Origin of the sequence: Streptomyces sp. NBC_01283, from assembly GCF_041435335.1 — a bacterium.
Lineage (GTDB): Bacteria > Actinomycetota > Actinomycetes > Streptomycetales > Streptomycetaceae > Streptomyces.
This window is the reverse complement of sequence record NZ_CP108430.1, coordinates 7699404-7724665: the sequence shown is the minus strand read 5'-3', so window position 1 is coordinate 7724665 and position 25262 is coordinate 7699404. Positions and strand designations below refer to the sequence as shown.

General features: G+C 71.3%; 25 protein-coding genes. 15 read left to right on the top strand and 10 right to left on the bottom strand.

Going from position 1 to position 25262, the window contains the following annotated elements; translation table 11 throughout:
- Positions 1 to 13: 13 nt before the first annotated feature.
- From OG302_RS35080 to OG302_RS35065, 4 genes are all read left to right on the top strand, one after another.
- Positions 14 to 955, top strand: coding sequence for a hypothetical protein (locus OG302_RS35080; RefSeq protein WP_371530432.1), 942 nt, complete (start codon positions 14 to 16; stop codon positions 953 to 955).
- A gap of 79 nt (positions 956 to 1034) precedes the next feature.
- A complete protein-coding gene (locus OG302_RS35075) occupies positions 1035 to 2066 on the top strand; it encodes a hypothetical protein (protein ID WP_371530431.1) in 1032 nt (343 codons plus the stop codon).
- A 99-nt stretch (positions 2067 to 2165) separates the two neighbouring features.
- The gene (locus OG302_RS35070) at positions 2166 to 3197 is read left to right on the top strand and encodes a hypothetical protein (protein WP_371530430.1); all 1032 of its coding nucleotides are present in this window, start codon (positions 2166 to 2168) and stop codon (positions 3195 to 3197) included.
- Positions 3198 to 3277: 80 nt separating this feature from the next.
- Entirely contained in the window at positions 3278 to 4666 is a 1389-nt protein-coding gene (locus OG302_RS35065) for an MFS transporter (protein ID WP_371530429.1), read from the top strand.
- Here OG302_RS35065 and OG302_RS35060 read toward each other — a convergent pair.
- The 3 genes from OG302_RS35060 to OG302_RS35050 form a co-directional block, all read right to left on the bottom strand.
- Positions 4628 to 5461: a spermidine synthase gene (locus OG302_RS35060; protein ID WP_371750330.1), complete on the bottom strand. Its 834-nt coding sequence runs from the start codon at positions 5459 to 5461 to the stop codon at positions 4628 to 4630. The two genes, OG302_RS35065 and OG302_RS35060, sit on opposite strands and share 39 nt — an antisense overlap.
- A gap of 90 nt (positions 5462 to 5551) precedes the next feature.
- Positions 5552 to 6721, bottom strand: coding sequence for an elongation factor Tu (gene tuf, locus OG302_RS35055; RefSeq protein ID WP_371530428.1), 1170 nt, complete (start codon positions 6719 to 6721; stop codon positions 5552 to 5554).
- Between the two features lie 331 nt (positions 6722 to 7052).
- A complete protein-coding gene (locus OG302_RS35050; protein ID WP_371530427.1) occupies positions 7053 to 7751 on the bottom strand; it encodes a DNA alkylation repair protein in 699 nt (232 codons plus the stop codon).
- A gap of 78 nt (positions 7752 to 7829) precedes the next feature.
- Here OG302_RS35050 and OG302_RS35045 point away from each other — a divergent pair, with 78 nt between their 5' ends.
- The 6 genes from OG302_RS35045 to OG302_RS35020 all read left to right on the top strand — a co-directional run bounded on the left by OG302_RS35045 (position 7830) and on the right by OG302_RS35020 (position 14394).
- Positions 7830 to 8534 carry a TVP38/TMEM64 family protein gene (locus OG302_RS35045; protein WP_371530426.1) on the top strand — a complete coding sequence of 235 codons (705 nt, stop codon included), beginning with the start codon at positions 7830 to 7832 and terminating at the stop codon, positions 8532 to 8534.
- Between the two features lie 189 nt (positions 8535 to 8723).
- Positions 8724 to 9776: a dipeptidase gene (locus OG302_RS35040; protein ID WP_371530425.1), complete on the top strand. Its 1053-nt coding sequence runs from the start codon at positions 8724 to 8726 to the stop codon at positions 9774 to 9776.
- Between the two features lie 78 nt (positions 9777 to 9854).
- Positions 9855 to 11519: a PucR family transcriptional regulator gene (locus OG302_RS35035; protein WP_371530424.1), complete on the top strand. Its 1665-nt coding sequence runs from the start codon at positions 9855 to 9857 to the stop codon at positions 11517 to 11519.
- A gap of 193 nt (positions 11520 to 11712) precedes the next feature.
- Positions 11713 to 12588 carry an undecaprenyl-diphosphate phosphatase gene (locus OG302_RS35030; RefSeq protein WP_371530423.1) on the top strand — a complete coding sequence of 292 codons (876 nt, stop codon included), beginning with the start codon at positions 11713 to 11715 and terminating at the stop codon, positions 12586 to 12588.
- Positions 12589 to 12696: 108 nt separating this feature from the next.
- On the top strand, positions 12697 to 13653 hold the full coding sequence (locus OG302_RS35025; protein ID WP_371530422.1) for an alpha/beta fold hydrolase: 957 nt from the start codon (positions 12697 to 12699) through the stop codon (positions 13651 to 13653).
- 426 nt (positions 13654 to 14079) lie between these two features.
- Entirely contained in the window at positions 14080 to 14394 is a 315-nt protein-coding gene (locus tag OG302_RS35020) for a DUF6401 family natural product biosynthesis protein (RefSeq protein WP_371530421.1), read from the top strand.
- A gap of 50 nt (positions 14395 to 14444) precedes the next feature.
- Here the strand turns inward: OG302_RS35020 and OG302_RS35015 are convergent, their stop codons facing one another.
- Complete coding sequence (locus OG302_RS35015; protein ID WP_371530420.1) at positions 14445 to 15215, bottom strand: hypothetical protein; 771 nt, start codon at positions 15213 to 15215, stop codon at positions 14445 to 14447.
- 246 nt (positions 15216 to 15461) lie between these two features.
- Between OG302_RS35015 and OG302_RS35010 the strand changes: the two genes are divergently transcribed.
- On the top strand, positions 15462 to 15641 hold the full coding sequence (locus OG302_RS35010; protein WP_371530419.1) for a hypothetical protein: 180 nt from the start codon (positions 15462 to 15464) through the stop codon (positions 15639 to 15641).
- A gap of 91 nt (positions 15642 to 15732) precedes the next feature.
- Here OG302_RS35010 and OG302_RS35005 read toward each other — a convergent pair whose 3' ends face one another.
- Positions 15733 to 16344, bottom strand: a complete 612-nt coding sequence (locus tag OG302_RS35005; protein ID WP_371530418.1) for an HAD family hydrolase — start codon at positions 16342 to 16344, stop codon at positions 15733 to 15735.
- A 373-nt stretch (positions 16345 to 16717) separates the two neighbouring features.
- Between OG302_RS35005 and OG302_RS35000 the strand changes: the two genes are divergently transcribed.
- Both OG302_RS35000 and lnt read left to right on the top strand, forming a co-directional pair.
- Positions 16718 to 17260 carry a nuclear transport factor 2 family protein gene (locus tag OG302_RS35000; RefSeq protein WP_371530417.1) on the top strand — a complete coding sequence of 181 codons (543 nt, stop codon included), beginning with the start codon at positions 16718 to 16720 and terminating at the stop codon, positions 17258 to 17260.
- A 115-nt stretch (positions 17261 to 17375) separates the two neighbouring features.
- Positions 17376 to 19142, top strand: a complete 1767-nt coding sequence (lnt, locus tag OG302_RS34995) for an apolipoprotein N-acyltransferase (protein ID WP_371530416.1) — start codon at positions 17376 to 17378, stop codon at positions 19140 to 19142.
- On the opposite strand, the gene OG302_RS34990 is transcribed toward lnt, so the two are convergent.
- Entirely contained in the window at positions 19066 to 19971 is a 906-nt protein-coding gene (locus OG302_RS34990) for a Gfo/Idh/MocA family protein (RefSeq protein WP_371750329.1), read from the bottom strand. The two genes, lnt and OG302_RS34990, sit on opposite strands and share 77 nt — an antisense overlap.
- Positions 19972 to 20282: 311 nt before the next feature.
- Between OG302_RS34990 and OG302_RS34985 the strand changes: the two genes are divergently transcribed.
- Positions 20283 to 20738 carry a hypothetical protein gene (locus OG302_RS34985; RefSeq protein WP_371530415.1) on the top strand — a complete coding sequence of 152 codons (456 nt, stop codon included), beginning with the start codon at positions 20283 to 20285 and terminating at the stop codon, positions 20736 to 20738.
- A 51-nt stretch (positions 20739 to 20789) separates the two neighbouring features.
- On the opposite strand, the gene OG302_RS34980 is transcribed toward OG302_RS34985, so the two are convergent.
- Positions 20790 to 21278, bottom strand: a complete 489-nt coding sequence (locus OG302_RS34980) for a hypothetical protein (RefSeq protein ID WP_361843469.1) — start codon at positions 21276 to 21278, stop codon at positions 20790 to 20792.
- A gap of 97 nt (positions 21279 to 21375) precedes the next feature.
- Entirely contained in the window at positions 21376 to 22350 is a 975-nt protein-coding gene (locus OG302_RS34975) for a helix-turn-helix transcriptional regulator (protein WP_371530414.1), read from the bottom strand.
- Positions 22351 to 22481: 131 nt separating this feature from the next.
- Here OG302_RS34975 and OG302_RS34970 point away from each other — a divergent pair, with 131 nt between their 5' ends.
- On the top strand, positions 22482 to 22889 hold the full coding sequence (locus tag OG302_RS34970; protein ID WP_371530413.1) for a DUF3224 domain-containing protein: 408 nt from the start codon (positions 22482 to 22484) through the stop codon (positions 22887 to 22889).
- A gap of 66 nt (positions 22890 to 22955) precedes the next feature.
- On the opposite strand, the gene ung is transcribed toward OG302_RS34970, so the two are convergent.
- Both ung and OG302_RS34960 read right to left on the bottom strand, forming a co-directional pair.
- Positions 22956 to 23639: a uracil-DNA glycosylase gene (ung, locus tag OG302_RS34965; RefSeq protein ID WP_371530412.1), complete on the bottom strand. Its 684-nt coding sequence runs from the start codon at positions 23637 to 23639 to the stop codon at positions 22956 to 22958.
- 110 nt (positions 23640 to 23749) lie between these two features.
- On the bottom strand, positions 23750 to 25210 hold the full coding sequence (locus tag OG302_RS34960) for an ABC transporter substrate-binding protein (protein WP_371750328.1): 1461 nt from the start codon (positions 25208 to 25210) through the stop codon (positions 23750 to 23752).
- Between the last annotated feature and the right edge of the window lie 52 nt (positions 25211 to 25262).

Here is a 25262-nt window from a genome sequence, read left to right as displayed (position 1 = left end):
AGGGTTGCTGCCCATGTGGCCAGGAGAGCAGCAGCCCGGGGGCGGGCCGAACCAGCAGCCGAATCCGTACCAGCAGCCGGGGTATCAGCAGCCCGCGCCGTGGAACGCGCCCACCGTGCCCGGTGGCCCACCCCAGGCGCCGCGAGGAAACGGCGGGGGCGGAGCAAGCGGCGACGGCAGGACCAAGGTCATCGCCGTCGTCGCCGCGGCCGCGGTCGTGGTGGCCGCCGCCGTCACGGGCTTCGTCGTGCTCGGTGGTGACAAGGACGACAGCGCGAAGCCGGACCCCGCACAGTCCTCGTCCGCGGCTCCCACCAGCTCCGAGGGTTCGGAGCGCGGCAAGGACCGCGGTCCGAAGCCGACGATCCCGGGCTGGCAGACCGTCGTGAACCCCAAGCGCGGCATCGCCTTCGACGTGCCCCCGGGGTGGAAGCTGAAGTCGGCCGACTGGGCCGGCTGGGTCGCGGAGGCGGACGACCCCGAGGAGAAGCCCATCGTCGCCTTCGCCGCACCGGCGTACCTCAAGGAGAAGTGGTGCGGGGCCGACGAGGACAGGGACGGCACCACGGACTACTCGCCCCTCGCGGCGGCGGGCACCAAGGGCAACAACGGGGCCAAAAGCACCGAGGAAGCCGCGAGCAAGGACGCCGGGCTGTGGGTCTACGGCGCCTTCACCCAGCCCGACAAGAAGAAGGTCAGCACCGGGGCCGCCGAGCCCTTCACCACGAAGTCGGGCCTCAAGGGCAGTGTGGTGAACGCCTCGTCCTCGGGCGTGGAGAAGAAGGGCAAGTGCGACTCGGACGGCAAGGCCACGGTCTTCGCGTTCAAGGACTCCGAGGGCGCGTTCGCCTCCTGGTCCTTCCACGGAGCCACCGGCGTGAGCGGCGAGGTCCCGGATGCGACCGTCAGGAAGATGCTCGGCACGGTGCGTGAGATGAAGCAGCCGAAGTCCTGAACGGCCGGGCCGTCACGGCCGCCTCACCTCCCGCGCGACCGTGACGTGTCCGCTCCAACACCCCGTATCGTTTCCGGCCATGTGGCCAGGACAGCAGCCGCCCGGGGGCGAGCAGAACCCGCAGGACCAGAATCCCAACCCGTACCAGCAGCCGGGGTACCAGCAGCCCAACCCGTACCAGCAGCCGGGTTATCAGCAGCCCAACCCGTATCAGCAGCAGGGCCAGTGGAGTGCGCCGACCGCGCCGATGGGCGTGCCGCAGCAGCCCGGCGGTGACGGGGGCGGCGGCAACGGCGGCAGGACCAAGCTGGTTGCCGTCGTCGCGGCGACGGCGGTCGTGGTGGCCGCCGGTGTCACCGGCTTCCTGGTGTTCGGCGGCGACAAGGACGACGAGGCGGACGCCAAGCCGTCCAAGTCCCCCGCGGAGTCCGCCCCGAAGAAGCCGGAGACGGACCCGGCGACCGGTGGCGGCGGCTCCGAGCGCGGCACGGACAAGGGTCCGAAGCCGGTGGTCAAGGGCTGGCAGGTCGTGGTGAACCCCAAGTGGGGCACGGCCTTCGACGTCCCGGCCGACTGGGAGGTGCAGACCCCCGACACCCTCATCGGCTTCGAGGACGCCAGTAAGGGCGCCGACGCCAAGCCGCTCATCACCATGTCGGCGCCCGCGTACTACAAGTCGAAGTGGTGCACCTCCGACGACGACAAGGACGGCACGAAGGACGACACCGCCCTCGGCGCCGTCGGCACGAAGGGCGCGAACGGCGCGAAGAGCACCGACGAGGTCGCGGTGAACCAGGTGCCCTGGTGGGTCTTCGGCGGGTACACCCAGCCCGACAGGAAGAGCCTCACGTTCGACAAGAAGGCGGAGCCCTTCACCACCAAGACCGGCATCAAGGGCAGCATCGCCCGCGCCCAGTCGAAGAACACGCCGCAGAACGGCAAGTGCGACTCGGACGGCAAGGCGATCACGTTCGGCTTCAAGAACTCCGACGGCGAGTACGTCGCCTGGAGTCTCTACGGGGCGACGGGCGTCAAGGACGAGATTCCGGAGGCGACGGTGATGAAGATCCTCAACACGGTCCGGCTGTCCGGGGATCCCACGGAATCCTGAGGCGTTTCGTACCCCACCGGGGCTTGTGACCCGATGTGCCGTTCCCCCAGGGGGGCCAGCGATGACATCAGGCCACAAGCCCCTCTATGGTTACTGCCCATGTGGCCAGGACAGCAGCCGCCCGGGGGCGAGCAGAACCCGCAGGACCAGAATCCAAACCCGTACCAGCAGCCGGGGTACCAGCAGCCGAACCCGTACCAGCAGCCGGGATACCAGCAGCAGCCGCACTCGGGCGCCTTCTCGCAGCCGGAGCAGCCGCAGTGGGCCGCGCCCACGCCGCCTCCCGTGCCGCCCCAGCCGGGCGGCGGCCGTGGCGGGGACGGAAACAAGACGAAGGTCACCGCGATCGTCGCGGCGCTTGCCGTCCTGGTGGCCGCCGGTGTGACGGGCTTCCTGGTCCTGGGCGGCGACAAGGACGACGAGGCGGACAAGAAGACTCCCGCCAAGTCCGCCGCACCGAAGCCGACCCCGAGCCCGACGGACGACGGCGGCAGCGAGCGCGGCACGGACAAGGGCCCGAAGCCGACGGTCAAGGGCTGGCAGGTCGTCGTGAACCCCAAGTGGGGCACGGCCTTCGACGTCCCGGCCGACTGGGAGGTCGACACCCCGGACACCTTCATCGGCTTCGAGGACGAAGAGAAGGGCGACGGCAGCGCGCTCATCGGCATGTCGGCGCCCGCGCACTACAAGTCCAAGTGGTGCTCCTCGGACGACGACAAGGACGGCACGAAGGACGACACCGCCCTCGGTGCCGTCGGCACGAAGGGCCAGAACGGCGCCAAGAACACCAAGGATGTCGCGCGCAACGACTCCGCCTGGTGGGTCTTCGGCGGCTACACGGGCCAGAAGAAGGCCGACAAGAAACGCATCAAGATCGGCAAGGTGGAGTCGTACACCACCGCGTCGGGCATCAAGGGAAGCGTCGCCACCTCCACGACCTCCGGCGTCGTCAAGGAGGACAAGTGCGACTCGGACGGCAAGGCCACGACGTTCTCCTTCAAGAACGCCGACGGTGAGTACGTCGCGTGGTCGCTGTACGGCGCCAAGGGCGTGAAGGACGAGATCCCCGACGCGACGGTGAAGAAGATCCTGAGCACGGTACGGCTGCAGGGGGACCCCTCCGAGTCCTGAGCGGCCGAGCCTTCGGCGGGGTTCCGGCCCCGTACGGAAACGGTTTGGCAAGTCGGTGTTCCGGCGGGGATAGTCCCCTGGTGACCAAACCCGCCGCCGTGCGCCGCCCCTCCTGGGCAGGGCGCAACTACAGCCTGCTGACCGCCGCCGCGATCGTGACCAATCTGGGCAGCCACGGCGCCCTGATCGCGGCGGCGTTCGCCGTGCTCGACTCGGGCGGTGACGGCGGGGACGTGGGTCTGGTGGCGGCGGCCCGCACCCTGCCGCTCGTGCTGTTCCTGCTCATCGGCGGCGCCGTCGCCGACCGGCTGCCGCGCCACCACGTGATGGTCGCCGCCAACGCCCTCAACTGCCTCTCCCAGGCGGTCTTCGCGGTGCTCGTCATCTCCGGCACTCCCCCGCTGTGGTCGATGATGCTGCTCACGGCGCTCGGCGGCACCGGCCAGGCGTTCTTCGGCCCGGCCGCCGAAGGCATGCTGATGTCGACCGTCAGCGGCGAGCAGGCGAGCCGCGCCTTCGCGCTGTACCGCATGGCGATGCAGGGGGCGGGTCTCGGTGGCGCGGCCCTCGGCGGTCTGATGGTCGCCGCGCTCGGGCCCGGCTGGGTGCTCGCGGTGGACGCGGTGGCGTTCGCGGTGGCCGGATCTTTGCGGTCGTTCCTTGACGTGAGCCACATTCCGCTGCGCGCTCCCGGCGGCGGGCTGCTCTCCGATCTGCGGGAGGGCTGGCGGGAGTTCATCGGCCGGCCGTGGCTGTGGGCGATCGTCGCGCAGTTCTCCGTGGTGGTGGCGGTGGTCGGCGCCGCCGAGGCGGTCTTCGGGCCGCTGGTCGCCCGGGACGAGCTCGGCGGCGCGGGACCCTGGGGGCTCGCGCTCGGCGCGTTCGGCGCGGGCACGGTCGGCGGCGCGTTCCTGATGATGCGGTGGAAGCCGCGGCGCCTGCTGCTCGCGGGCACCCTCTGCGTCTTCCCGCTCGCCGCGCCGTCGGCGGCGCTGGCGGTGCCGTTGCCGGTGTGGGGGCTCGCGGCGGTGATGTTCGTCAGCGGCGTCGCGATCGAGGTGTTCGGCGTCTCGTGGATGACGGCGATGCATCAGGAGATCCCCGAGGAGAAGCTGTCGCGCGTCGCCGCGTACGACTGGTTCGGCTCGGTCGCGATGGTCCCCCTCGCCACGGCGCTCGCGGGCCCGGCGGAGACCGCCTTCGGGCGTTCGGCGTCGCTGTGGGGCTGCGCGGCGCTGGTGGTCCTGGTGACGGCGCTGGTGCTCTTCGTGCCGGATGTGCGCAATCTGACGCGGCGCGCGTCGTCGAAGGAAGTCGCCAAGGCGGCCACGCCCCTGGTGGAGCCGTCGGCCGAGCTGGCGGCCGGGCTTCCGGTCGAGCCCTCGTCCGCTCCCGCGGACGGGCCCGCGACCGAGCCCGCGGGCGGTCCCTCAGCCGATGCTGAAGGCTCCGTCGGGCGGCTCGGGTGAGGCGACCGCGTCCTCGTCCCGCACCGGCTTCGCGCCACCGGTGAACAGGCTGAGCGCCGCCCCGTGCTCGACGCGTGCCGGGAAGACGTCGGCCGCCGTCCGCCGGGCCAGCGCCTCGACCTCGATGGCCTCGTGCGAGGCGACGAGCACCGCGTTGCCGAAGCGCCGGCCGCGCAGCACGGTCGGTTCGGCGATCAGCGCGACCTCCCCGAACACCTCGGCGAACGTGGCGAGCTGGGAGCGGAGGAAGCCGAACGGCGCCCCGTCGGCGAGGTTCGCCGCGTAGAGGCCGCCGGGCCGCAGCACCCGGTCCGCGGCGCGCGCGTAGGCCACCGACGTCAGATGGGCGGGCACCCGCGAGCCGCCGAACACATCGGCGACGAGTACGTCGGCGCTGTCCGGGGCCGCCGCCTCCAGCCACTGCCGGGCGTCCGCGCCGTGCACGGTGATCCCGGAGCCTTCGGGCAACGGCAGCCGCTCGGTGACCAGTTCGAGCAGCCCCCGGTCCGCTTCGACCACGTCCTGCCGGGAGCCGGGCCGGGTCGCGGTGACGTAGCGGGGCAGGGTGAGCGCGCCGCCGCCGAGGTGGATCACGTCCAGCGGGCGGTCGGGGTCGCCCGCGGTGTCCAGGACGTGGGCGAGCCGCTGCGCGTACTCGAACTCCAGGTAGGTGGGCTCGTCCAGATCGACGTACGACTGGGGTGCCCCGTCGACGGTGAGCAGCCAGGCGTGCGGCCGGTCCACGTCGGGCATCAGCTTGGCCGTGCCGTGATCGACGTCCTTGATGACGGCCATGGGCTCGTCCGCGCGTTCGTCCTCTGTCACCGCTCCATTGTGCCCGCCTCCCCCGGGGGTGGATCCCCCGCGGGAGGCGGGCGTCGGACGTCAGCCGACCTCGGTCACCGTGCCCGCGCCGACGGTGCGCCCGCCCTCGCGGATCGCGAAGCCGAGGCCCGTCTCCAGGGGCATGTCGCGGCCGAGCTCGACCGTCATGGTGACGGTGTCGCCGGGCCGGGCGACGGCGGCCCCGCCGAGGTCGACGTCGCCGACCACGTCCGCGGTGCGGAGGTAGAACTGCGGCCGGTATCCGGTCGCGATCGGCGTGGACCGGCCGCCCTCCTTCGTCGACAGGACGTACACCTGGGCGGTGAAGCGGCGGCTGGGACTGACGCTGCCCGGCTCCGCGACGACGTGCCCGCGTCGTACGGCGTCGCGTGGCACCCCGCGCAGGAGCAGCGCCACGTTGTCGCCCGCCTGCGCGGACTCCATGGGCTTGCCGAACGTCTCCAGGCCGGTGACGACGGTCTCCGTCTCCGCGCCGAGCACCTCCACCCGGTCGCCGACGCGCACCGTGCCGCGCTCGACGGCACCGGTGACGACGGTTCCGCGCCCGGTGATGGTGAGCACGTTCTCCACCGGCAGCAGAAAGGGCGCGTCGACGTACCGCTCGGGCATGGGCACATAGGTGTCCACCGCGTCGAGCAGCGCCTCGATGGCGGCGGCCCACCGCGGGTCGCCCTCCAGCGCCTTCAGCCCCGAGACCCGTACGACGGGGACGGTGTCGCCGCCGTACCCGTGCGAGGAGAGCAGCTCGCGCACCTCCAGCTCGACGAGGTCCGTGAGCTCATCGTCACCGGCGTCGGCCTTGTTGAGCGCGACGACGATGTGGTCGACGCCGACCTGGCGGGCGAGCAGGACGTGCTCGGCGGTCTGCGGCATGATCCCGTCGAGCGCGGAGACGACGAGGATCGCCCCGTCGAGCTGCGCGGCGCCGGTGACCATGTTCTTCACGTAGTCGGCGTGGCCCGGCATGTCCACGTGCGCGTAGTGCCGGGTGTCGGTCTCGTACTCGACGTGCGCGATGTTGATGGTGATGCCGCGCTGCGCCTCCTCGGGGGCCCGGTCGATGCGGTCGAAGGGCACGAACGTGCCGGTGCCGCGCTCGCTGAGGACCTTGGTGATGGCGGCGGTCAGGGTGGTCTTGCCGTGGTCGACATGGCCCATCGTGCCGATGTTGAGGTGGGGTTTCGTGCGGATGTAAGCCGTCTTGGGCATGGCGGTTCCTTCTTCGGAACTCGAAGCTGAAGTCCTGGGCGCACGGCGTCGCGTGCGCGCTCGGGACGGGGACCCCGGGGCCGTACCGACCCTCCCCCTATGGGGTCCGCCGGAGTGTCCGGGGAGGGTCAGCGTCGGGCGCCGTCGACGGGAAATGCGGCGCAGAGGAAAACGGCAGCCTTCGCGGCGTCCGCGACTGCGGACGTGTCTGCGTGAAAGGCGTACCGGAACATGTCGCAGATCATTGCGGACGGGCCGGGGTTCGTCGAATGGTTTTCACCCGTACGACCTGCGGTGTGACGGCTGGGGCGGTACGTGAAGTGCGGGGCGCTCAGAGGTTCTTCAGGGCCTCGCGCACCGAGAGCGGCGCGAGGCGCCCGCGTTCCCGCTCGACGAAGCCGCGTACGGCGTCCGGATCGGTCTTGGCGTACTCGCGCAGACACCAGCCGATGGCCTTGCGGATGAAGAAGTCGGGGTGCCCCGACTGGCGCAGGCAGTAGGCGAAGAGGCGCTCGGCGTCGGTGGTGTCCTTGTAACGGAGCTGGTGGAGGAGGGCGGTGCGGGCCACCCACAGGTCCTCGTCGCCGATCCAGGCGTCCATCGCGGCCCTGAGCTTCGGGTCGGCGGCGACCAGGCCGCCCACGACGTGCGCGGCGAGCGCGTCGACGGTGTCCCACCAGGACACCGTCGTCACGAGGTGCCGGGCGACCGGCAGGAAGCCCGACGAGAGACGCTTCACGTGCCGCCGCAGATGGTCCACCGCGAAGTACGCGTACTCGCGCTCCGGCAGCTCCCAGCAGCGCAGCGCGATGGCCGCGCAGTCTGCCTCGTCCGGGCGCGGGAGTCCGGCGAGGACGGTGCGGGACAGTTCGCGGCGCAGGGGTGTGGGCAGGCCGAGGAAGGGGGCGATGTCCTTCATGTACGCCTGTGCCTGCGCGGCCCGCGCCGGGTCGGCCGACGCCGCGTACGTCGCGGTCAGCCGCTCCATGACGGTGTCGGCCAGGGGGCTGTGCGGAACTGTCACGCTCATGGGACGCACCTTAGAACTGTGACGTGCGTGAGACGCTCCATACGGCGATCACACACATATGTCGGTTAGTCTCCCCGGATGTTCGACTCAGCCGCAGCCCGCCCGCAGGGTCTCGCCGAGCGCTGCACGAGGGTGCTGCTCTCGCCGTGGTCGCGGCTGTCCCTGCTGGTGGCGCTGCTCGCGGCCGCCGGAACGTGCGTGCTGCTCTTCGAGCCGCAGCGGCTCATGTCCGACGGCTGGCCCGCACAGCTGGGCGGCGCCGCGGCGGTGCTGGTCTTCGCCGTCGCGTACGGCGTGTGCACGACCGCGTTCGTGCCGCGTCCGTTGCTCAATCTGGCGGCAGGCGCCCTCTTCGGTTCACAGGCGGGCCTGGCCGCGGCGCTCGCGGGCACGGTCCTCGGCTCCGGGATCGCCTTCGGGCTGGGCAGGATGCTGGGGCAGGACGCGCTGCGCCCGCTGCTCCGCGGGCGCTGGCTGAAAGCGGCCGACGGGCAGCTGAGCAGGCACGGCTTCCGGTCGATGCTGGCGGCGCGGCTGTTCCCCGGGGTGCCGTTCGCGGCCGCCAACTACTGTGCGGCGGTGTCGCGCATGGGCTGGCTGCCGTTCCTGCTCGCGACCGGCCTGGGGTCGATCCCGAACACCGCCGCGTACGTCATCGCGGGCGCCCGCGCGTCGACGCCGACCTCCCCCGCCTTCCTCGTCGCGATGGGCTTCATCGCGGTGACCGGGCTCGCGGGCGCGGTGGTCGCGTGGTGCAAGCGCCACCACTTGCGCGGCCGTTAGCCGCCCGAAGCCCTCCGGCTGAATGACCGTCGGGTCCCACGGCGGCCCGGACTCGCTTGTCGTGCGGCACCAGCCGCCCAGTTCTTTCTTGTGCGCCGGAACGAATCGCCGCCTCCCGAGTGACGCGAGACTCACTGGTCGAGGAGGACCTCGGCGCCTCCGTGACCGCCGGCCGAAGGGAACCCGCACATGACCACGGCATCGGGCGAAGCCGCCGCACTGCACCGGCGCAGCGTCGTCGCCGACACCCACAACGACCTGCTCTGCGCGGTGACGGCACGGCCCGTCGACCGGTGGGCGGGGTTCTTCCGCGAGCGGTGGCTGCCCCAGCTCCTGGCGGGCGGCGTCGACGTACAGGTGCTGCCCGTGTTCATCGACGACACCTACCGGCCCGAGGGAGCGCTGCGGCGGACGCTGCGCATGATCGAGGCCGCGCACCGCGTCGCGGAGGGCAACGCCGACGCCGTCCGGCTCTGCGGCGACGGCGCCGAGGTGGACGCCGCCCTGGACGACGGGAGGATCGCCCTGGTGCTCGCCCTGGAAAGCGCGCCGGGCGTCGCCGACGACATCGAACTCCTGGAGACGCTGCACCGGTTGGGCGTACGGATCGCCTCGCTCGCGCACTTCGGACGTACGCCGCTCGCCGACGGCAGCGGAGAGGACGCGGCCGGGAGCCGGCTGACCCGTGCGGGTGTGGCCGCGCTCGCCGAGATGGAACGCATCGGCATGATGTTCGACATCAGCCATCTCGGCGCCGCCGGTGTCGACCACGTACTGGAGCTGGCGTCCCGGCCGGTCATCGCCACGCACTCCTCCGCGCGTGCGCTCCGCGACCACCACCGCAACCTCACCGACGACCAGGTGCGGGCGACCGCCGCGAACGGCGGCGTGATCTGCGTGAACTTCTTCGCCCCGTTCCTCCACGAGAGCGACTTCACCCTCGACCGGCTCGTCGACCACATCGAGCACCTCGCGGACGTCGCGGGCCTCGCACACGTGGGCCTGGGACCGGACTTCGTCCAGGAGGTCATGGCCGACACCACCCCGCCCTGCTGCGCGCACCCGGTCGTCGAAGGCGTGCGCACCGACCAGTTCCTGCCCGGTCTTGAGGGCCCCGCCGGACTTCCCCTGGTGACCGAGGCGCTGCTGCGGCGCGGCTGGGCCGACGGCGACATCGCCCGGGTCCTCGGCGGCAATGTGCTCCGCCTCTTCCGCGACGGCCTGGGCATACCCGCCTCCTGACCCCTGCGGCGTACGACTGGCCGCGCATGACGCCGATTCTCATCCCCCGGCCCATTCCCACCCCCTTCAGGAGGAAGCGTGCTCGTCCCGGTGACCACCCACCCCCGAGCCAGCCTCCGGCGCGTCCTGGAGGATCTGGGCCCCACCCTCCTGGACCTCGTGTGCGGCGACCCGGACGGTGCCGACGACATCGGCGGCGTCGTCATCCACGACCCGCACGACGAACCGGTGCCGCCCCCGCAGGCGCTCGTGCTCGGCGTCGCCGTGCAGGATCCGGTGCAGATCGTTCACCTGCTCGACGCCCTCGGCACGCAGGGCGCCGCCGGGCTCGTCGTCCGTGCGCCGGTCGCCGCCGACGAGAAGGTCACCGAGGCGGTGCGGAGGTCCGGGGTCGCGCTGCTCGGTCTGACGCGCGGCGCCTCGTGGGCGCAGCTCGCCGCGATGCTGCGCGCGCTCATCGCGGAGGGGGATGTCGGGGAGACGGGGCAGGAGACCCTGGGCGGGGTGTCGTCCGGCGACCTGTTCGCACTGGCCAACGCCGTCGGGGCGCTCCTGGACGCGCCGGTCACCATCGAGGACCGCAGCTGGCGGGTGCTCGCCTTCTCCGGGCGGCAGGACGAGGCCGATTCCTCGCGCGTCGAGACCATCCTCGGCCGCCAGGTGCCCGAACGCTTCACGCGCGTCCTGGAGGAGCGCGGTGTCTTCCAGGCCATGTACCGCAGCGACCGGCCCGTCTACGTGGAGCCCCTGGTGGAGGTGGAGGGCGGCGATCTCAGCCTGCCGCGCGTGGCCCTCGCGGTGCGCGCAGGTGACGAGATACTCGGCTCCATCTGGGCCGCGGTCCACGGACCGCTCAGCGCCGAGCGCGAGCAGGCCCTGCGCGACGCCGCCAAGCTGGTCGCGCTGCATCTGCTGCGGCTGCGGGCGGGCGCCGACGTCGAACGCAGGCTGCGCGCCGACCTCGTGGGCACGGCCCTGGAGGGCGGACCCGGCGCGGCGGAGGCCGTCGCCCGCCTCGGGCTCGCCGAGCAGCCGGGCGCGGTGCTCGCCCTCGCCTTCGCCGGCCGCGGGGACGGCGACCGCTCCGCCGCGCGGCACGCCCGTTACGTGGCCGAACGGCAGCGCCTCGCCGACGCGTTCGCGATGCATCTGACGGCGGTCCACCCGCGCTCGGCCGCCGCGCTCGTCGGTGACGTCGTCTACGGCATCGTCCCGGCCCCTGCCGGGCGGCCGGACGCCGAGGAGCGGGCCGCCCGGGTCGCCGAGGAGTTCCTCGAACGCGTCGGCGAGCGGCAGGAGTTGCTCGTCGGGGTCGGTCCGCCCGCGCCGGAGAGCGCCGCCCTGCCCGCGTCCCGGGCCGGCGCCGACCGGGCACTGCGGGTGCTGCGGGCGGGCGAGGGCCATCGCTCGGTGGCCCGCATCAGCGACGTACTCGTCGAGTCGTTGCTCCTGGAGCTCACGGACGCGATCGCCGAACGCGGCGACCCGCCGTCCGGCCCCGTGGCCCGGCTCGGCGCGTACGACGCGGCGCACCACACCTGTCTCGTCGAGACGCTGCGGGCGTGGCTCGACGCGTTCGGCGACGTCGCCACGGCGTCCACCGCCGTCCATGTGCACCCGAACACCTTCCGCTACCGGCTGCGGCGCCTCGCGGAAGTGGGCGGCATCGACCTGACGGACACCGACGCGCGCTTCGCCGCCATGCTGCAACTGCGGCTGTGGCCGCAGACTCGACGGTCCTGACGGAGCGACCGGTGGGCCCGGCGCAAGGAGGGCCGCCGCCCCCGGACAGCGGCCCTCCGGCGATCTCGTAACCAAGTGACGCTACGCTGCCCACGGCAAGGGAGTGATCACCCCTCGCGCTCATACCTTCCGTATCTCCCATCACATGACCGCACCCGCAGCCCATGATCCGTACTTGGACGGCGCAGTTTCCATGTCTTGGCTTGAATCCTTCATTCTCGGGCTCGTCCAGGGACTGACCGAGTTCCTCCCGATCTCGTCCAGCGCGCATCTGCGGCTTACCGCTGCCTTCGCGGGCTGGCACGACCCCGGGGCCGCGTTCACCGCGATCACCCAGATCGGCACCGAGGCAGCCGTGCTGATCTACTTCCGCAAGGACATCGCGCGGATCATCTCCGCGTGGTTCGGCTCCCTCTTCGGCAAGGTGCCACGCTCGGACCACGACGCGCAGATGGGCTGGCTCGTCATCGTCGGCTCGATCCCGATCGGCGTGCTCGGCGTCACGTTCAAGGACCAGATCGAGGGCCCGTTCCGCGATCTGCGGCTCATCGCCACGACGCTCATCGTGATGGGCATCGTCCTCGGCGTCGCCGACCGCCTCGCGGCCCGCGACGAGACCGGCGGCAAGCACCGTGCCGTGAAGGAGCGCAAGAGCCTGAAGGAACTGGGCGTCCGCGACGGTCTGATCTTCGGCTTCTGCCAGGCGATGGCCCTGATCCCGGGCGTCTCCCGCTCCGGCGCCACCATCAGCGGCGGCCTGCTCATGGGTTACACCCGCGAGGCCGCGGCCCGCTACTCGTTCCTGCTGGCCATCCCGGCCGTCCTCGCGTCCGGCGCCTTCGAGCTCAAGGACGCGGGCGAGGGCGGGCACGTGTCCTGGGGCCCCACCATCTTCGCGACGATCATCGCGTTCATCGTCGGCTACGCGGTCATCGCGTGGTTCATGAAGTTCATTACTACGAAGTCCTTCATGCCGTTCGTGTACTACCGCATCGCCCTGGGCATCGCCCTGTTCGTGCTGGTGGGGACGGACGCGCTGAGCCCGCACGCGGGCGAGTCGGCGGACTGAGCTGGGCCCGGGCGACGGCTCTCCGGGCGGTCGGCCGCGGGCCGGCGCCCTGCGCGCGGCGTGTACTGATCTCACCGCTGGAGGATCACAACACGTAGGCTCGTGGCCATGGTTGAGCATCGGATGATCGACGTGAACGGGATACGGCTGCACATCGCCGAGGAGGGTGAAGGCCCCCTTGTCGTGCTGCTGCACGGCTTCCCCGAGTCATGGCACTCCTGGCGCCACCAGTTCGGCCCCCTGGCCGCCGCGGGCTTCCGCGTCGTCGCCCCCGACCAGCGTGGATACGGGCGCAGCGACCATCCCGCCGACGTCGACGCGTACAGCATCCTTCACCTGGTCGGCGACGTCGTCGGGCTGGTCCACGCGCTGGGCGAGGAGAAGGCGTACGTCGTCGGGCACGACTGGGGCGCGCCGGTGGCCTGGCACACCGCGATGATGCGGCCTGACCTGGTGCTCGGGGTGGCCGGGCTCAGCGTGCCGCCGCCCTCCCGGGGTCCCGAGCCGCCGCTGGCCGCCATGGACAAGGCTTTCGGCGGGCGCTTCTACTGGAACTACTTCGACCGTCCCGGTGTCGCCGACGCCGAGTTCGCCGAGGACACCCGCACCGCCCTGCGGAAGTTCTTCTACGCGGCCTCCGGTGACGCCCCCGGCGAGATCATGCAGCCGATGGTCGACCCCGAGCGGGGCTGGCTCGCAGGCATGCCGGACCCCGAGGTCCTGCCGGACTGGTTCACCGAGGACGACCTCGACGTGCTCACGGAGAGCTTCGCCGGGGGCTTCACCGGCGGCCTCAACTGGTACCGCAACCTCGACCGCAACTGGGAACTGACCGCGCCGTGGCAGGACGCCGTCATCACCCCGCCCGCCCTGTACATGTACGGCGACCGGGACATCGTCGCGGCCTTCCCCGGCACACCCGAATTCATCGAGAGCCTTCCCGACCGCTTGCCCCACCTGCACCGCAAGCCCGTCAAGCTGGCGGGCTGCGGGCACTGGACCCAGCAGGAACGCCCGGACGAGGTGAACGAGGCGCTCATCGATTTCCTCGGGACGCGCCGCTGAGTCCGGCCCGTCAGGGGGTGGCACGCAGGAGGACGAGGGATCCGGTGTAGGTGGGCCGGTGGCGCAGGTGGCCGAAGGCCTCGTCCCAGGCGCCGGATCCCAGGGCGCGGCGCAGGGAGGTGTCGATGGGGGGACCTCGCCTCGTGGGCCTGGACCTGGGCCGGGACGGTGACCTCCGCATCCCGAACGACGTCCCCTATCTTGCATCTGCCACGTGAGATCTCATAGATGGCTGGCTAATGCTTGGCTGGTCGACCAGGGCTCTTGGCATATGTGGAACTTCACCCTTGGATGTTGTGCCAGGGGTGGGATGGGCTTGGAGGCGCGAGCGTGAGGCTGTCCGGCCATGGCGGGGCGAGGAGCGTGTGACCAATGGCATGCCAAAAGACCCTCTTCCGGAGGGTTTGACCGGCCTACGGTGAGGGGATGTCGCCCCTCGCCCGCATCAGCGCCTCGTACGCCCCGCGCTTCGCCGAGTTCGCCTTCGAGCCAGCGTTCACGGCCGCCGTGGACCAGCACGTCGCGGAGCTGCGGGACCGGCTCGAGATGGGCGGGGCCGGGCTCGTGCCGCCGACGCCGGACCCCGAGATCCTCGCGGACTACGCCCTGGGGTTCCTCGACGCGCTGTCGGAGAACGGGTGGCGGGAGCCGGTGGGCCATGACTACGCGGTGTGCCGCCTCACCGCCATCTCATGGCTGGTGAGGCGGCACGACCTGGTGCCGGAGTCCGCAGGATCCTGACCGAGGAGCCGAGGGCCCCCGAACCGGTTCCGTCCGGGACCCCGGACCGGTCAGATGTCGAAGCGCTCGCGCTCCTCCACCGGCTGGTTGGTCATCGCGTCCTCGCGCCCCGCCTGGTAGGCGCTCACACTGCCGCGGGCCTTGGCCGTCTCCTGCTCCGCCGTGTTCAGCCACCGCTCCCAGCGCTGACGCATCGGGCCGATGAGACCACCGCCGACGCCGACGATCAGGATGCCCGCACCGGCCGCGAGCGCCGCGTACAGGACGGGCTGGGTGACCGTCGTGGCGATGCCCGCCTGACCGAGGGCCGCGATCACGCCGAGCGCGACGATGCAGGCCCAGACGATCGTGCCGATGGTCTTCCCGTACGACATCGAGGACAGGGCGCTGGTGACGATGTCGCGCACGACGTTGGCCACCGCCATGGCGACGACCATCAGGACGATGGCGACGACGGCACGCGGGATCCAGGAGACGATGCCGTCGAGCATCGTGGAGACCGGGTTGCTGCCGAAGACACCGAAGCCGAGCTGCAGGGTGATCAGGAGCAGGGCGAAGTACACGACCTTGCAGACGATCCCCGTCATGTCGTACTTGGAGTTCGCCAGCATCCGGTGCGCACCCGCCCGTTCGGCGAGTTTCTCGGAACCGGCCTTGCGCAGCACCTTGTCGAGGACCTTGGCGATCATCTTCGACACGAACCAGCCGATGGCCATGACGACCAGGAAGCCGATCAGCTTCGGCACGAATTGCGCGACCTTCGACCAGGCGTCGTTGAGACCCTGGGTGAAGTCCACGGAGAGACTGATGTACTGGGACATGAGTGGCCCTCCACTCGGTGAGCCCGGGCGCCACAACGGCGTCAGGGCGATGAATCCCCCACGGCGCGCGGCTTCCGGCGCGTCCCTTCTCCCTGGATATCAGGCACCACGGGCGGGGACTGTGCGGTGATGGGCCGGATGGGTGACGGCGTGTGACGCACCGGGGCGCTGTGTGTCCGCTCACTTGGAGGATCTGCCCAGTAGCTGAGAGTTCCGATTGTCGTAGCCATCCCCTAGGCTTGACGCATGCCCTTAACCCCTCAGCCCCTTGGTTCCGCACGGTCTGCCGCGGAACTGAACGAGCGGATCCGCGGTCTGTGGATGCGCGCCGGTGGACGTCTCTCGGTCGAACAGCGCCGTGAGTACGAGCAGTTGGTGACCGCATGGGCCGCCGCCGTGCGCGAAGAGGTCGTCAAGGCGGCCTAGCTGCCCAGTTGATGCCCCGGCGCCCCGCGGGCGCTGCGGGCCCGCCCTTCGGGCCACCCTCCGGGCTCTCCCGTCCGGCGCTTGCGAGCCCTCAGCCCTGAGCCGTGAACTCCGCGATACGCGCGAGGGTTTCCGCCGTGCCGGTGTGCACGTGACCCGCCATTCCCAGCGCCCGCGCCGCCGCGACGTTGTCGGCGGTGTCGTCGATGAACAAGGCCCGCTCGGGCTCGACGGCCAGCAGCCGCAGAGCGATCTCATAGATCCGCAGGTCCGGCTTGGCGCATCCGACCTCGCAGGACAGCACGAGGTGATCGGCGACGTCCGACAGTCCACCGGCCGACATGCGCGCCCGCAGACCGGGCCAGGTGTTGCTGACCACGGCGGCGGGGACGCCCCGCTGCCGCAGGCCGCGCAGGCACGCCACGAGCTCCGCGTCCCAGTTCTCGGCGGCCGCCAGGTCCCGGCGCAGCTCGGCGATCACGTCCGGTCCCGTGCGGAGCCGCCCCCGGACGGTGTCCCACCACGCGTCCTCGCTGACGCGGCCTACGAGAACTCCGGATTCGTTCCCCTCGTACAGCGCGGCCATGAAGGCGGCGGCCGGGATGCCCAGCCGCCTGCCCCAGGCCGCCGCGACGGCGGGCAGGTATTCGCGGACGAGCACACCGCCGACGTCGATCAGTACGCCGCGGGTGTACGAGCTCATGAGCCGTACCTTCGACGAGTGGCGCCCCGCCGTCAACGGCTGCCGCGTCAGCCCTTGCCCTGACGTGCCTTCCTCGCGATACGGCGCTTCTGCCGCCCCGTCAGTTCCCTGCGGTTGCCCTGCCTTTTGTACGCCGCGATGCGCTGCTCGTTCTTCACCGGGCCTCCCAGCTCGGAGTGCTCACGCTTCCCGAAGAACGCTCCACGAACACTCTACGAACGCACAGCGGGCGCTCAACTGTCCGGCATAGTACGACAGTTGGTCTGCACGGCGCCCCGCACCGACCGCAACATACGCGCCGCGCCGCCAGCCCTTTCCGGCATGTTTCCGCATGCCTCTTGGCTGCGCACGCCCCGTGCCCAACACTGACCCGATGACGCAGCGCGTGGAACTCGCCGCCGTGATGGACCGGTTGGCCATCGACTCCCTCATCACCGAGTACGCAGTGACCGTCGACGACGGCGACTGGGGCGCCTACCAGCGGCTCTTCACCCCGGACGGACGCGCCGACTACAGCTCGGCGGGCGGTATCGACGCGAGCGCCGCCGAGGTGGCCGGATGGCTGGCGGGGACGATGGAACTCTTCCCGATGCGGCAGCACCTGATCGTCAACAGGATGCTGCGGTTCGGGACGCTCGACCAGGACGTCGGCGACCTCGCGCAGGTCCAGGCGGACTACGTGAACCCGATGCGCTTCGCCACGAGCGAGGGGGCGGGCGAGGACGGGAACGGGGATGGAGGGAAGGGAGATGAGGGTGGGGGCGGCGCGGAAGCCTCCGCCCCCGACTTCATCTGCGGCGGCCGCTACGCCTTCACGGCCCTGCGCACGCACCAGGGCTGGCGGCTGCGCCAGGTGACCGTGCGCGAAAAGTGGCGCCAGGTCCAGCAGCGGTCCCGGACCCGCGCGTCCGGCTGAGAAACCGTGCCGGAAAAGCCTCTGGGAAATTGCACGGCAGGCGCACTGTCCTAGATCGTCCGGGGCGCGCACACTGGAGGAACGACCTGGCGTCGGGGAGCGAGGGAGGCGCTGCATGGATCTTCTCGGCGACGACCGGGACCGGCGGTGGCCACGCCTTTCGGCCGCCTGGGCCGCCCCGGCCTCCTCGGCTTCGGGGCTGCTCGCATCGGCCCGATGGCGAGGCGTCCTCGCCGTCCTCGCCGGCGCACTGCCCGCCCTCGCCTTCCCCGCCCCGTCGCTGTGGTGGTTCGCCTACGTCGCGCTCGTGCCCTGGATCCTGCTGGCACGCTCGGCGGAGACCGGACGCAGGGCCGCGATCGACGGATGGCTCGGCGGCCTCGGGTTCATGGTGGCCGTGCATCACTGGCTGCTGCCGAGCCTCCATGTGTTCACCCTCGTCATCGCCGCGCTGCTGGGCCTGCTGTGGGCGCCGTGGGGCTGGCTGGTACGCAGGCTCCTGGGCGGGGCGATCACACCGGGGCGGACCACGGCCGCGCTGGTCGTCCTGCCGTCGGCCTGGCTGATGGTCGAACTGGTCAGGTCCTGGGAGGGGTTGGGCGGTCCGTGGGGGCTGCTCGGCTCCAGTCAGTGGCAGGTCGAGCCCGCCCTGCGCCTCATGTCGGTGGGCGGGGTGTGGCTGGTCAGCGCCCTGATCGTCACCTTGAACACCGCCGTCGCCGCGCTCGTCGCGGCCCACGCCGTCCGCTCGCCGGGGGCATCACGCACGTCAGCGGTGCCCCGCGCCTCGGGGGTGTCCAGGAGTTCCACGATCTCCGGGATCTCCCGCGCATCCGTGGCCAGGACCCTCCCCGCCACCGCCGGGCTCGTGGCCGTGGCCGCCGTGACCACCTCCGCGTGGGTCTGGGCGCCGCGCCCCGAGCCCACGGGCCGGACGATGCGCGTGGCCGTCGTCCAGCCCGGCGTCATGGACGGGGTCGGCGGCGCCGACAAGCGGCTCGCGCGCGAGGAGGAACTGACCCGCGGCCTGGCGGGACGGGACCTGGACCTCGTCGTCTGGGGCGAGAGCAGTGTCGGCTACGACCTCGCGGAGCGCCCCGACGTCGCCCGGCGGATAGCCGCGCTCTCCCGGGAGGTGGGCGCCGACATCCTGGTGAACGTGGACGCCCGCCGATCGGACATGCCAGGCATCTTCAAGAGCTCCGTACTCGTCGGCCCCCAGGGCCCGACCGGCGACCGCTACGACAAGATGCGGCTCGTCCCCTTCGGCGAGTACGTACCCGCCCGCTCGCTCCTCGGCTGGGCGACGTCCGTGGGCAAGGCGGCGGGCGAGGACCGCAGGCGCGGTGAGCGTCCGGTGGTGATGGACGTCGGGGGCACCCTGAAGGTCGGGCCACTGGTGTGCTTCGAGTCGGCCTTCCCCGACATGAGCCGGCATCTGACGCGTGAGGGCGCCCAGTTGCTGCTCGCGCAGTCGTCCACCTCGTCGTTCCAGTCGAGCTGGGCGCCCGAGCAGCACGCCTCGCTCGCGGCGGTGCGGGCCGCCGAGACCGGCCGCCCCATGGTGCACGCCACGCTCACCGGCGTCTCCGCGGTCTACGGCGCCGACGGCGAGCGGGTCGGGGCACCGCTCGGCACCTCGGCGAGCACCACGTCGACGTACGACATACCGCTGGCCAAGGGCGTCACCCCGTATGTCAGGCTGGGCGACTGGCCCGTGCACACGGCCCTCGCCGTGCTCGCGGTGCTGTGCGCGGCGGAGGGCGTGCGTTCCCTGCGGGGCCCCGGCCCCGTGAAGGGACGGCTCAGCCAGCCTGCTCCTGAGCCGCGAGAACCACGCGCTCGCACAGCTCATGGGTCGCCAGCGCATCCCGGGCGCTGAGCACCTTGCCCGCGCGCACGGCGTCGAGGAACGCGAGGACCACCTGCTCGATGCCGCGCTGCCGGGCCACCGGCACCCAGTCGCCGCGCCGCCGCACGCTGGGCTGGCCCTTGTGGTCGATGACCTCGGCGAGGTTGAGCACCTGCCGCTTGGTGTCCTGTCCGGACACCTCGAGGATCTCCTCGGTGGAACCGCTCAGCCGGTTCATCATGCCGATCGCGGTGAAGCCGTCCCCCGCGAGCTGCAGCACGACGTGCTCCATGAGCCCGTCCTGGCTGCGGGCGCGCACGCCGACGTGCTCGACCGGTCCCGGCACGAGGAATCGCAGCGTGTCCACGACGTGGATGAAGTCGTCGAGGACGAGCGTGCGGGCGTCCTCCGGCAGGCCGACGCGGTTCTTCTGCATCAGGATCAGCTCGCGCGGGTGCTCGACGCACTGCGCGTAGCCGGGCGCGAAGCGTCGGTTGAAGCCGACGGCGAGGCTGACCGCGCGCTCCTCCGCCAGCCGCACGAGCCGCTCGGAGTCGGCGAGTTCGTACGCGAGGGGCTTGTCGACGTAGGTGGCGACGCCCGCTTCGAGCAGCCGCGTCACGATCTCCGGGTGGGCGGAGGTCGAGGCGTGCACGAAGGCCGCGTCGATGCCCTGGGCGAGGAGCGCGTCCAGATCGGTGTGGCAGCGCTCCTCGGGGATGTGGTGGGTGCCCGCGACGCGGGCGAGGGTGGCGGGCGTGCGCGTCTGCAGGTGCAGCTCGACCCCCGGCAGGGTGGTGAGCACCGGCAGATACGCCTTCTGCGCGATGTCACCAAGTCCGATACAGCCGACCTTCACCACTGTCCCTGTCTCCTCTATCACTGTGCGAGTTCTGCTCCCGCAGCATACGGCGGCTGCGGCGGCTGCCATCCGGCGATCGGGGCGAGGCGCCGCAGGATCAGGTTCGGGCCCAGGCGCCCGGCCGGGGCTGCCGGGTAATCGGGTGGGTGGGAAAGATCCGCCGCGCAGCGGCGGGCAGGGCGCAGTCGACCCGCGGACCAGCCCCCAGCCCCCGCACCCCCCGCCGGCCAGAGGCGAACTCACCCATGCGGGCCAACTTCCGCCCGTTCCCTCGCCGAAAGCACCCCCCGCCCCCCAGAGTTGCGCGAATGCACCGAACCACGACCGCCGCCACGCTCCTGGCCTCCGTGGCGGTCACCGCCCTCTCCGGATGTGTGAGCGTCGAGCGGCACCCCGCCCCAGGTCCGTCCGCCGAGAGTGCCCCGCCCCCGGCGCCCCGCACCGACGGCTACTCCCGCCCCCGGGTCGTGGAGGCCCCCGCCCGCGAAGCCCTTGAACTCATCGGCCCGCCCCGCGCCCCGGCACCCCGCACCACCGGCACCGCCCCGACCGTCCCCGCCGCACCGCAGCGCACGCCCGACCCCGCGCGCCACTCGGACCCGCCCCCGCGCCGCCATGCTCACCGGCCCGAGGCCGCCGAACCGCCGGCTCTTCCCACCTCCGTGCCCACGACCGCGGACCTCTGCGCCCTGGGCAAGCAGTACGGCGGCTGGCAGCCGGGCAGCCCCGAGGCAACCATCTGCCAGGACGCCTACGGGCACTGACCCCACCGCTGACCCCACCCCACAAAGCCACCGCACACGGAGCCCTCCCCCTCACTCCACCTCGCTCCCCTCCCCCAACTGCAGCTCCAGCCGCCCGATGGCCGCCCGAATCCCGTCCCCGTACCCGTCGTCCCCCAGCGCTCCGACCACCCCGCGCGCCCGCCGGATGTGGTTGCGCGCCGCCTCGGGGCGGCCCAGCTTCGCGTAGTCCGCGGCCAGGTTCAGGTGCAGGGACGGGTAGAAGCCGCGGACCGCGATCGAGTCGTGGTGTTCATGCAGGCGCTCGTCCGTGAGCTCGTCCGCCGCCGACAACGCCCGCAGGTCCCACGCCAGTTCGTCCGACGGGTCCTCCTGCGTGTCCGCCATGTAATGAGCGAGCGTGCAGCGGTGCAGCGGGTCTCCGTCCTCGCCGATCTCCGACCACAGACCGAGGAAGCGGCCCTGCGCCTCCTCACGGTCACCCCCGTGGTGCAGCATGACCGCCTGCCCGATCCGGGTCATCATGGCATCTTCCGCCGCCTGCTCCTGCTGCTCCGCCACCAGGTCCTCCACGCTCGTACGCCCATCGTGCACACCGTTCTCGACGCTATCCGCCCCCACTGACAATCACGGTCAGGCGCGATCGGCCGCGAGGCGCTCACGCATACCGCTGGGCCAGGCCGGTGACGGTCCTGGTCAGTGCGGCGCGGAGTTCGGGCGGGCCGAGCACCTCGGCTTCAAGCCCCAGCCTCAGGAGGTCGCTCACCGCGACGGGCAATGTCTCGACCTCCAGGTCGACCACCCGTCTGCCGTCCGCGTCCGGCTCGCCCGCCGCCTCCACGGCCCGCGCCCCCGCCGCCCCGAACAACGCGGGCAGCAGCCGGAGCCCCGCCGGTGAGATCCGCACGCGCGCCGTGCCCTGCAGCACCCGCGCCCGCAGGTCGCGCGCGGCGCCCTCCCAGTAGGCGGCCAGATCGAACCCGGCGGGCCGCACGGAGGGCTCATCCGCCGCCGTCACCTCCAGGAAGCGTGAGACCCGGTAGGTACGTACGGCGTCGTCGGCGGCCTCACCTGCAGCTGCCACCAGATACCAATTTCCCGCCTTGAGCACGAGCCCCAAAGGATGCAGCTCACGCCGCACTTCACCGCCCCACCGCCGGTAGTGCGCCCGCAGCACCCGCTGACGCCACACGGCGTCGGCGACGACGGACAGCAGCGGCGCGGGATCGGCCGCGCGGAACCACCCCTCCGCGTCCAGGTGAAAGCGCTCCTGGATCCGCCGTGACCGCTCACCGAGCCCGGCCGGGAGCGCCGCGCCCAACTTGAGCTGAGCGGTGACCAGTTCGGCCCCCAGACCCAGATCGGCGGCGGCGGCCGGCATCCCCGCGAGGGCAAGGGAGTCGGCCTCGTCGTCCGTGAGTCCGGTCAGCCGGGTGCGGTAGCCGTCCATCAGCCGGAGACCGCCCGCCGGACCCCGCTCGGCGTACACGGGCACACCGGAGGCGGCGAGGGCCTCCGCGTCCCGGTAGACGGTCCGCACCGAGACCTCCAGCTCCTCGGCGAGTTCGGGCGCGGTCATGCGCCCGCGGTTCTGGAGCAGCAGGAGCAGGGCGAGAAGCCGGTCAGCACGCATGGGATCAAGTCTGCACCCGTACCTGACAGAAGGTGTCAGGTACGGGCGTCAAGCTCTTCTCAGGACCCCGGGGCCACCCCGGCCCGCCGAACCCCGGCACCCCACCAACACCGCCCCGAGAAAGGCACCCCATGACCACGCAAGCCACCGGCACCTTCACCTTCTCCCACTGGGACGAGAAGCCGGTCTCCGGAGCGGAGGGCGGCGCCCGCATCGCGCACGCCGCCGTCACGAACGACTTCGCCGGTGCCATCGAGGCCACCGGCACCTCCTGCGAGTACACGCTCGTGTACGTCGACGAGACCACCGGCGCCTTCGTGGGCTACGAGTTCATCGAGGGAACCGTCGACGGTCGCACGGGCTCCCTCGTCCTGGAGCAGCGCGGCTCGTTCGGCGCCGACGGCACGGTCACCTGCCTCCTGACCGTGCAACCCGGCTCGGGATCGGGTGAGTTGACGGGCCTCTCCGGCACCGGCGCGTTCACCGCACGGCACGGTGAGACCACCGTCCCGTACAGCCTCACGTACGAGATCGGCTGACCCCGGCCCACAAAGACCCCCGCCCACAAAGAAGTCAGCCCACAAGGAGGTCAGCCCGGAAGACAGTCAGCCCAGATCCGGAATCCGCCAGTCGATCGGCTCGTGACCCTGCGCCGCCACCGCCTCGTCGATCTGTGTGAAGGGGTGCGAGCCGAAGAACTTCTTCGCGGACAGCGGCGAGGGGTGCGCTCCCTTCACGACCACGTGCCGCTCCTCGTCGATGAGCGGGAGCTTCTTCTGGGCGTAGTTGCCCCACAGGACGAAGACGGCGGGATCGGGGCGCTCGGCCACCGCACGGATCACCGCGTCGGTGAACTTCTCCCAGCCCTTGCCCTTGTGGGAGTTGGCCTCTCCCGAGCGGACCGTGAGCACCGCGTTCAGGAGCAGGACGCCCTGCTTGGCCCACGGCATCAGATAGCCGTTGTCCGGCACGGGGTGGCCGAGCTCCTCCTTCATCTCCTTGTAGATGTTGCGCAGCGAGGGCGGGGTCTTCACGCCCGGCCGCACGGAGAAGCAGAGGCCGTGCCCCTGCCCTTCGCCGTGGTACGGGTCCTGGCCGAGGACCAGCACCTTCACCTGGTCGTACGGCGTCGCGTCGAGCGCGGCGAACACTTCGTCACGCGGAGGGTAGACGGGACCCTTCTCCCGCTCTTGCTCGACGAACTCGGTGAGCTCCTTGAAGTAGGGCTTCTGCAGCTCCTCGCCGAGGACTCCGCGCCAGGACGCGGGCAGCATGGCGATGTCGGTCACGTCAACAACCTCCGGTGTGCGGTCACTTCTCACTCACCGAAGAACCTACCGGCGGCCACTGACAATCAGCGCCGCCCACCGGTCGCCGGCCACGCGCCACCAGCTACGCGCTACCAGCTGGTCTTGCGCTGCAGCTCCCACATCATCATGATCGCCGAGGGGTCGAGGGCGCGCTCGCCGCCCGCGATCTCCTCGCTCGCCATGATGTACTGCTTGCCCTGCCACAGCGGCAGCAGCCGCGCGTCGTCCACGAGGAGCTTCTGGGCCCGCTCGAAGTCGTCGGCGACCGCGCCCCGGTCGGCCTCACGGCGCGAACGCGGCAGCACCTCGTCGGTGATCTCCTTCGACGGGTACGGCGTATTCAGCACGTTCTTCTCGCCGATGAACGGCGCGATGAAGTTCTCCGCGTCGGGGAAGTCGGGGAACCAGCCACGGCCGAAGACCGGGTACTCGCGCTTCTTGGTGCCCGCGTCGAACTCGGTCCAGGGACGGCCCTTGATGGTGATCTTGAACAGGCCCGACGCCTCGAGCTGCCGCTTGATCTCCTTGAACTCTCCCTCGGTCGCCGAGCCGTACCGGTCGGTCGTGTACCAGAGGGTGAGCGGCACGGGTGCGTTGATGCCCGCGCTCTTGAGGATGTTCGCGGCCTTGGTGTCGCTGGGGTCCCCGTAGTCGTCGAAAAAGCCGGTGCCGTGCCCGGTGAGCCCCTGGGGGACCATCGAGTACAGCGGCTCGACGGTGTCCTGGTAGATCTTGTGTGCGATGGCCGGGCGGTCGATGACCTGGGCGAACGCCTGGCGGACCGGCTTCTTCCTGGCCCAGGGGTCATCGGGGTTGAACACCAGGTAGCGGATCTCGGTGCCCGAGCCCTCCACGAGCTGGATGCCCTCGCGCGCGTTCTTGTTCGCCTGCATCTCGACGATGTCCTTCGCCGCGAGTCCGCGGAAGGTGACGTCGATCTGCTTGTTCTTCAGGGCGTCGACCATGGCGGCCGACTTGTTGAAGTATCGGATCGTGACGGCGTCGTTCTTGCGGTCGGCCGCACCCTTGTAGTTGGTGTTCTTGACCAGGTCCGCGCGGTCACCGGCCTTGTACGCCTCCAGGTCGTACGGCCCCGAGCCCGCGATCGTGGTGCCCTCGCGGAGCTTGTCCGCCGGGTACTCACTGGGGTCGACGATCGACATGGCGGGCGTGGAGAGCACGAACGGGAAGGTGGCGTCCGGCTTCTTGAGCCGGAACGTGACCGTCCGGTCGCCCTTCGTCTCCACCGAGTCGAGTGACCCGAGCAGACCCGTGGGCCCGCCCTTCACGTCGATGCGCCGCATGCGGTCGAAGGTGTACTTGACCGCCTTCGCGTCGAGGTCGTGGCCGTCGGAGAACTTGAGGTCCTCGCGCAGCTCGCAGGTGAAGACCATGTTCGTCGCGTCGGTGAACTTGCAGGACTCGGCCGCGTCCGGCTCGGGCTCGGCCGCCCCGCTGGGGAAGCTGAGGAGCGTCTGGAAGACGTTGCGGTACAGCTCCCAGGAGCTGTCCCAGGCGGCGGCCGGATCGAGGGTGCTGGGAGCACTCATCGTGCCGACGGTGATCCGCTGCTCCTCGTCGGAATCGTCCGACGAGAAGACC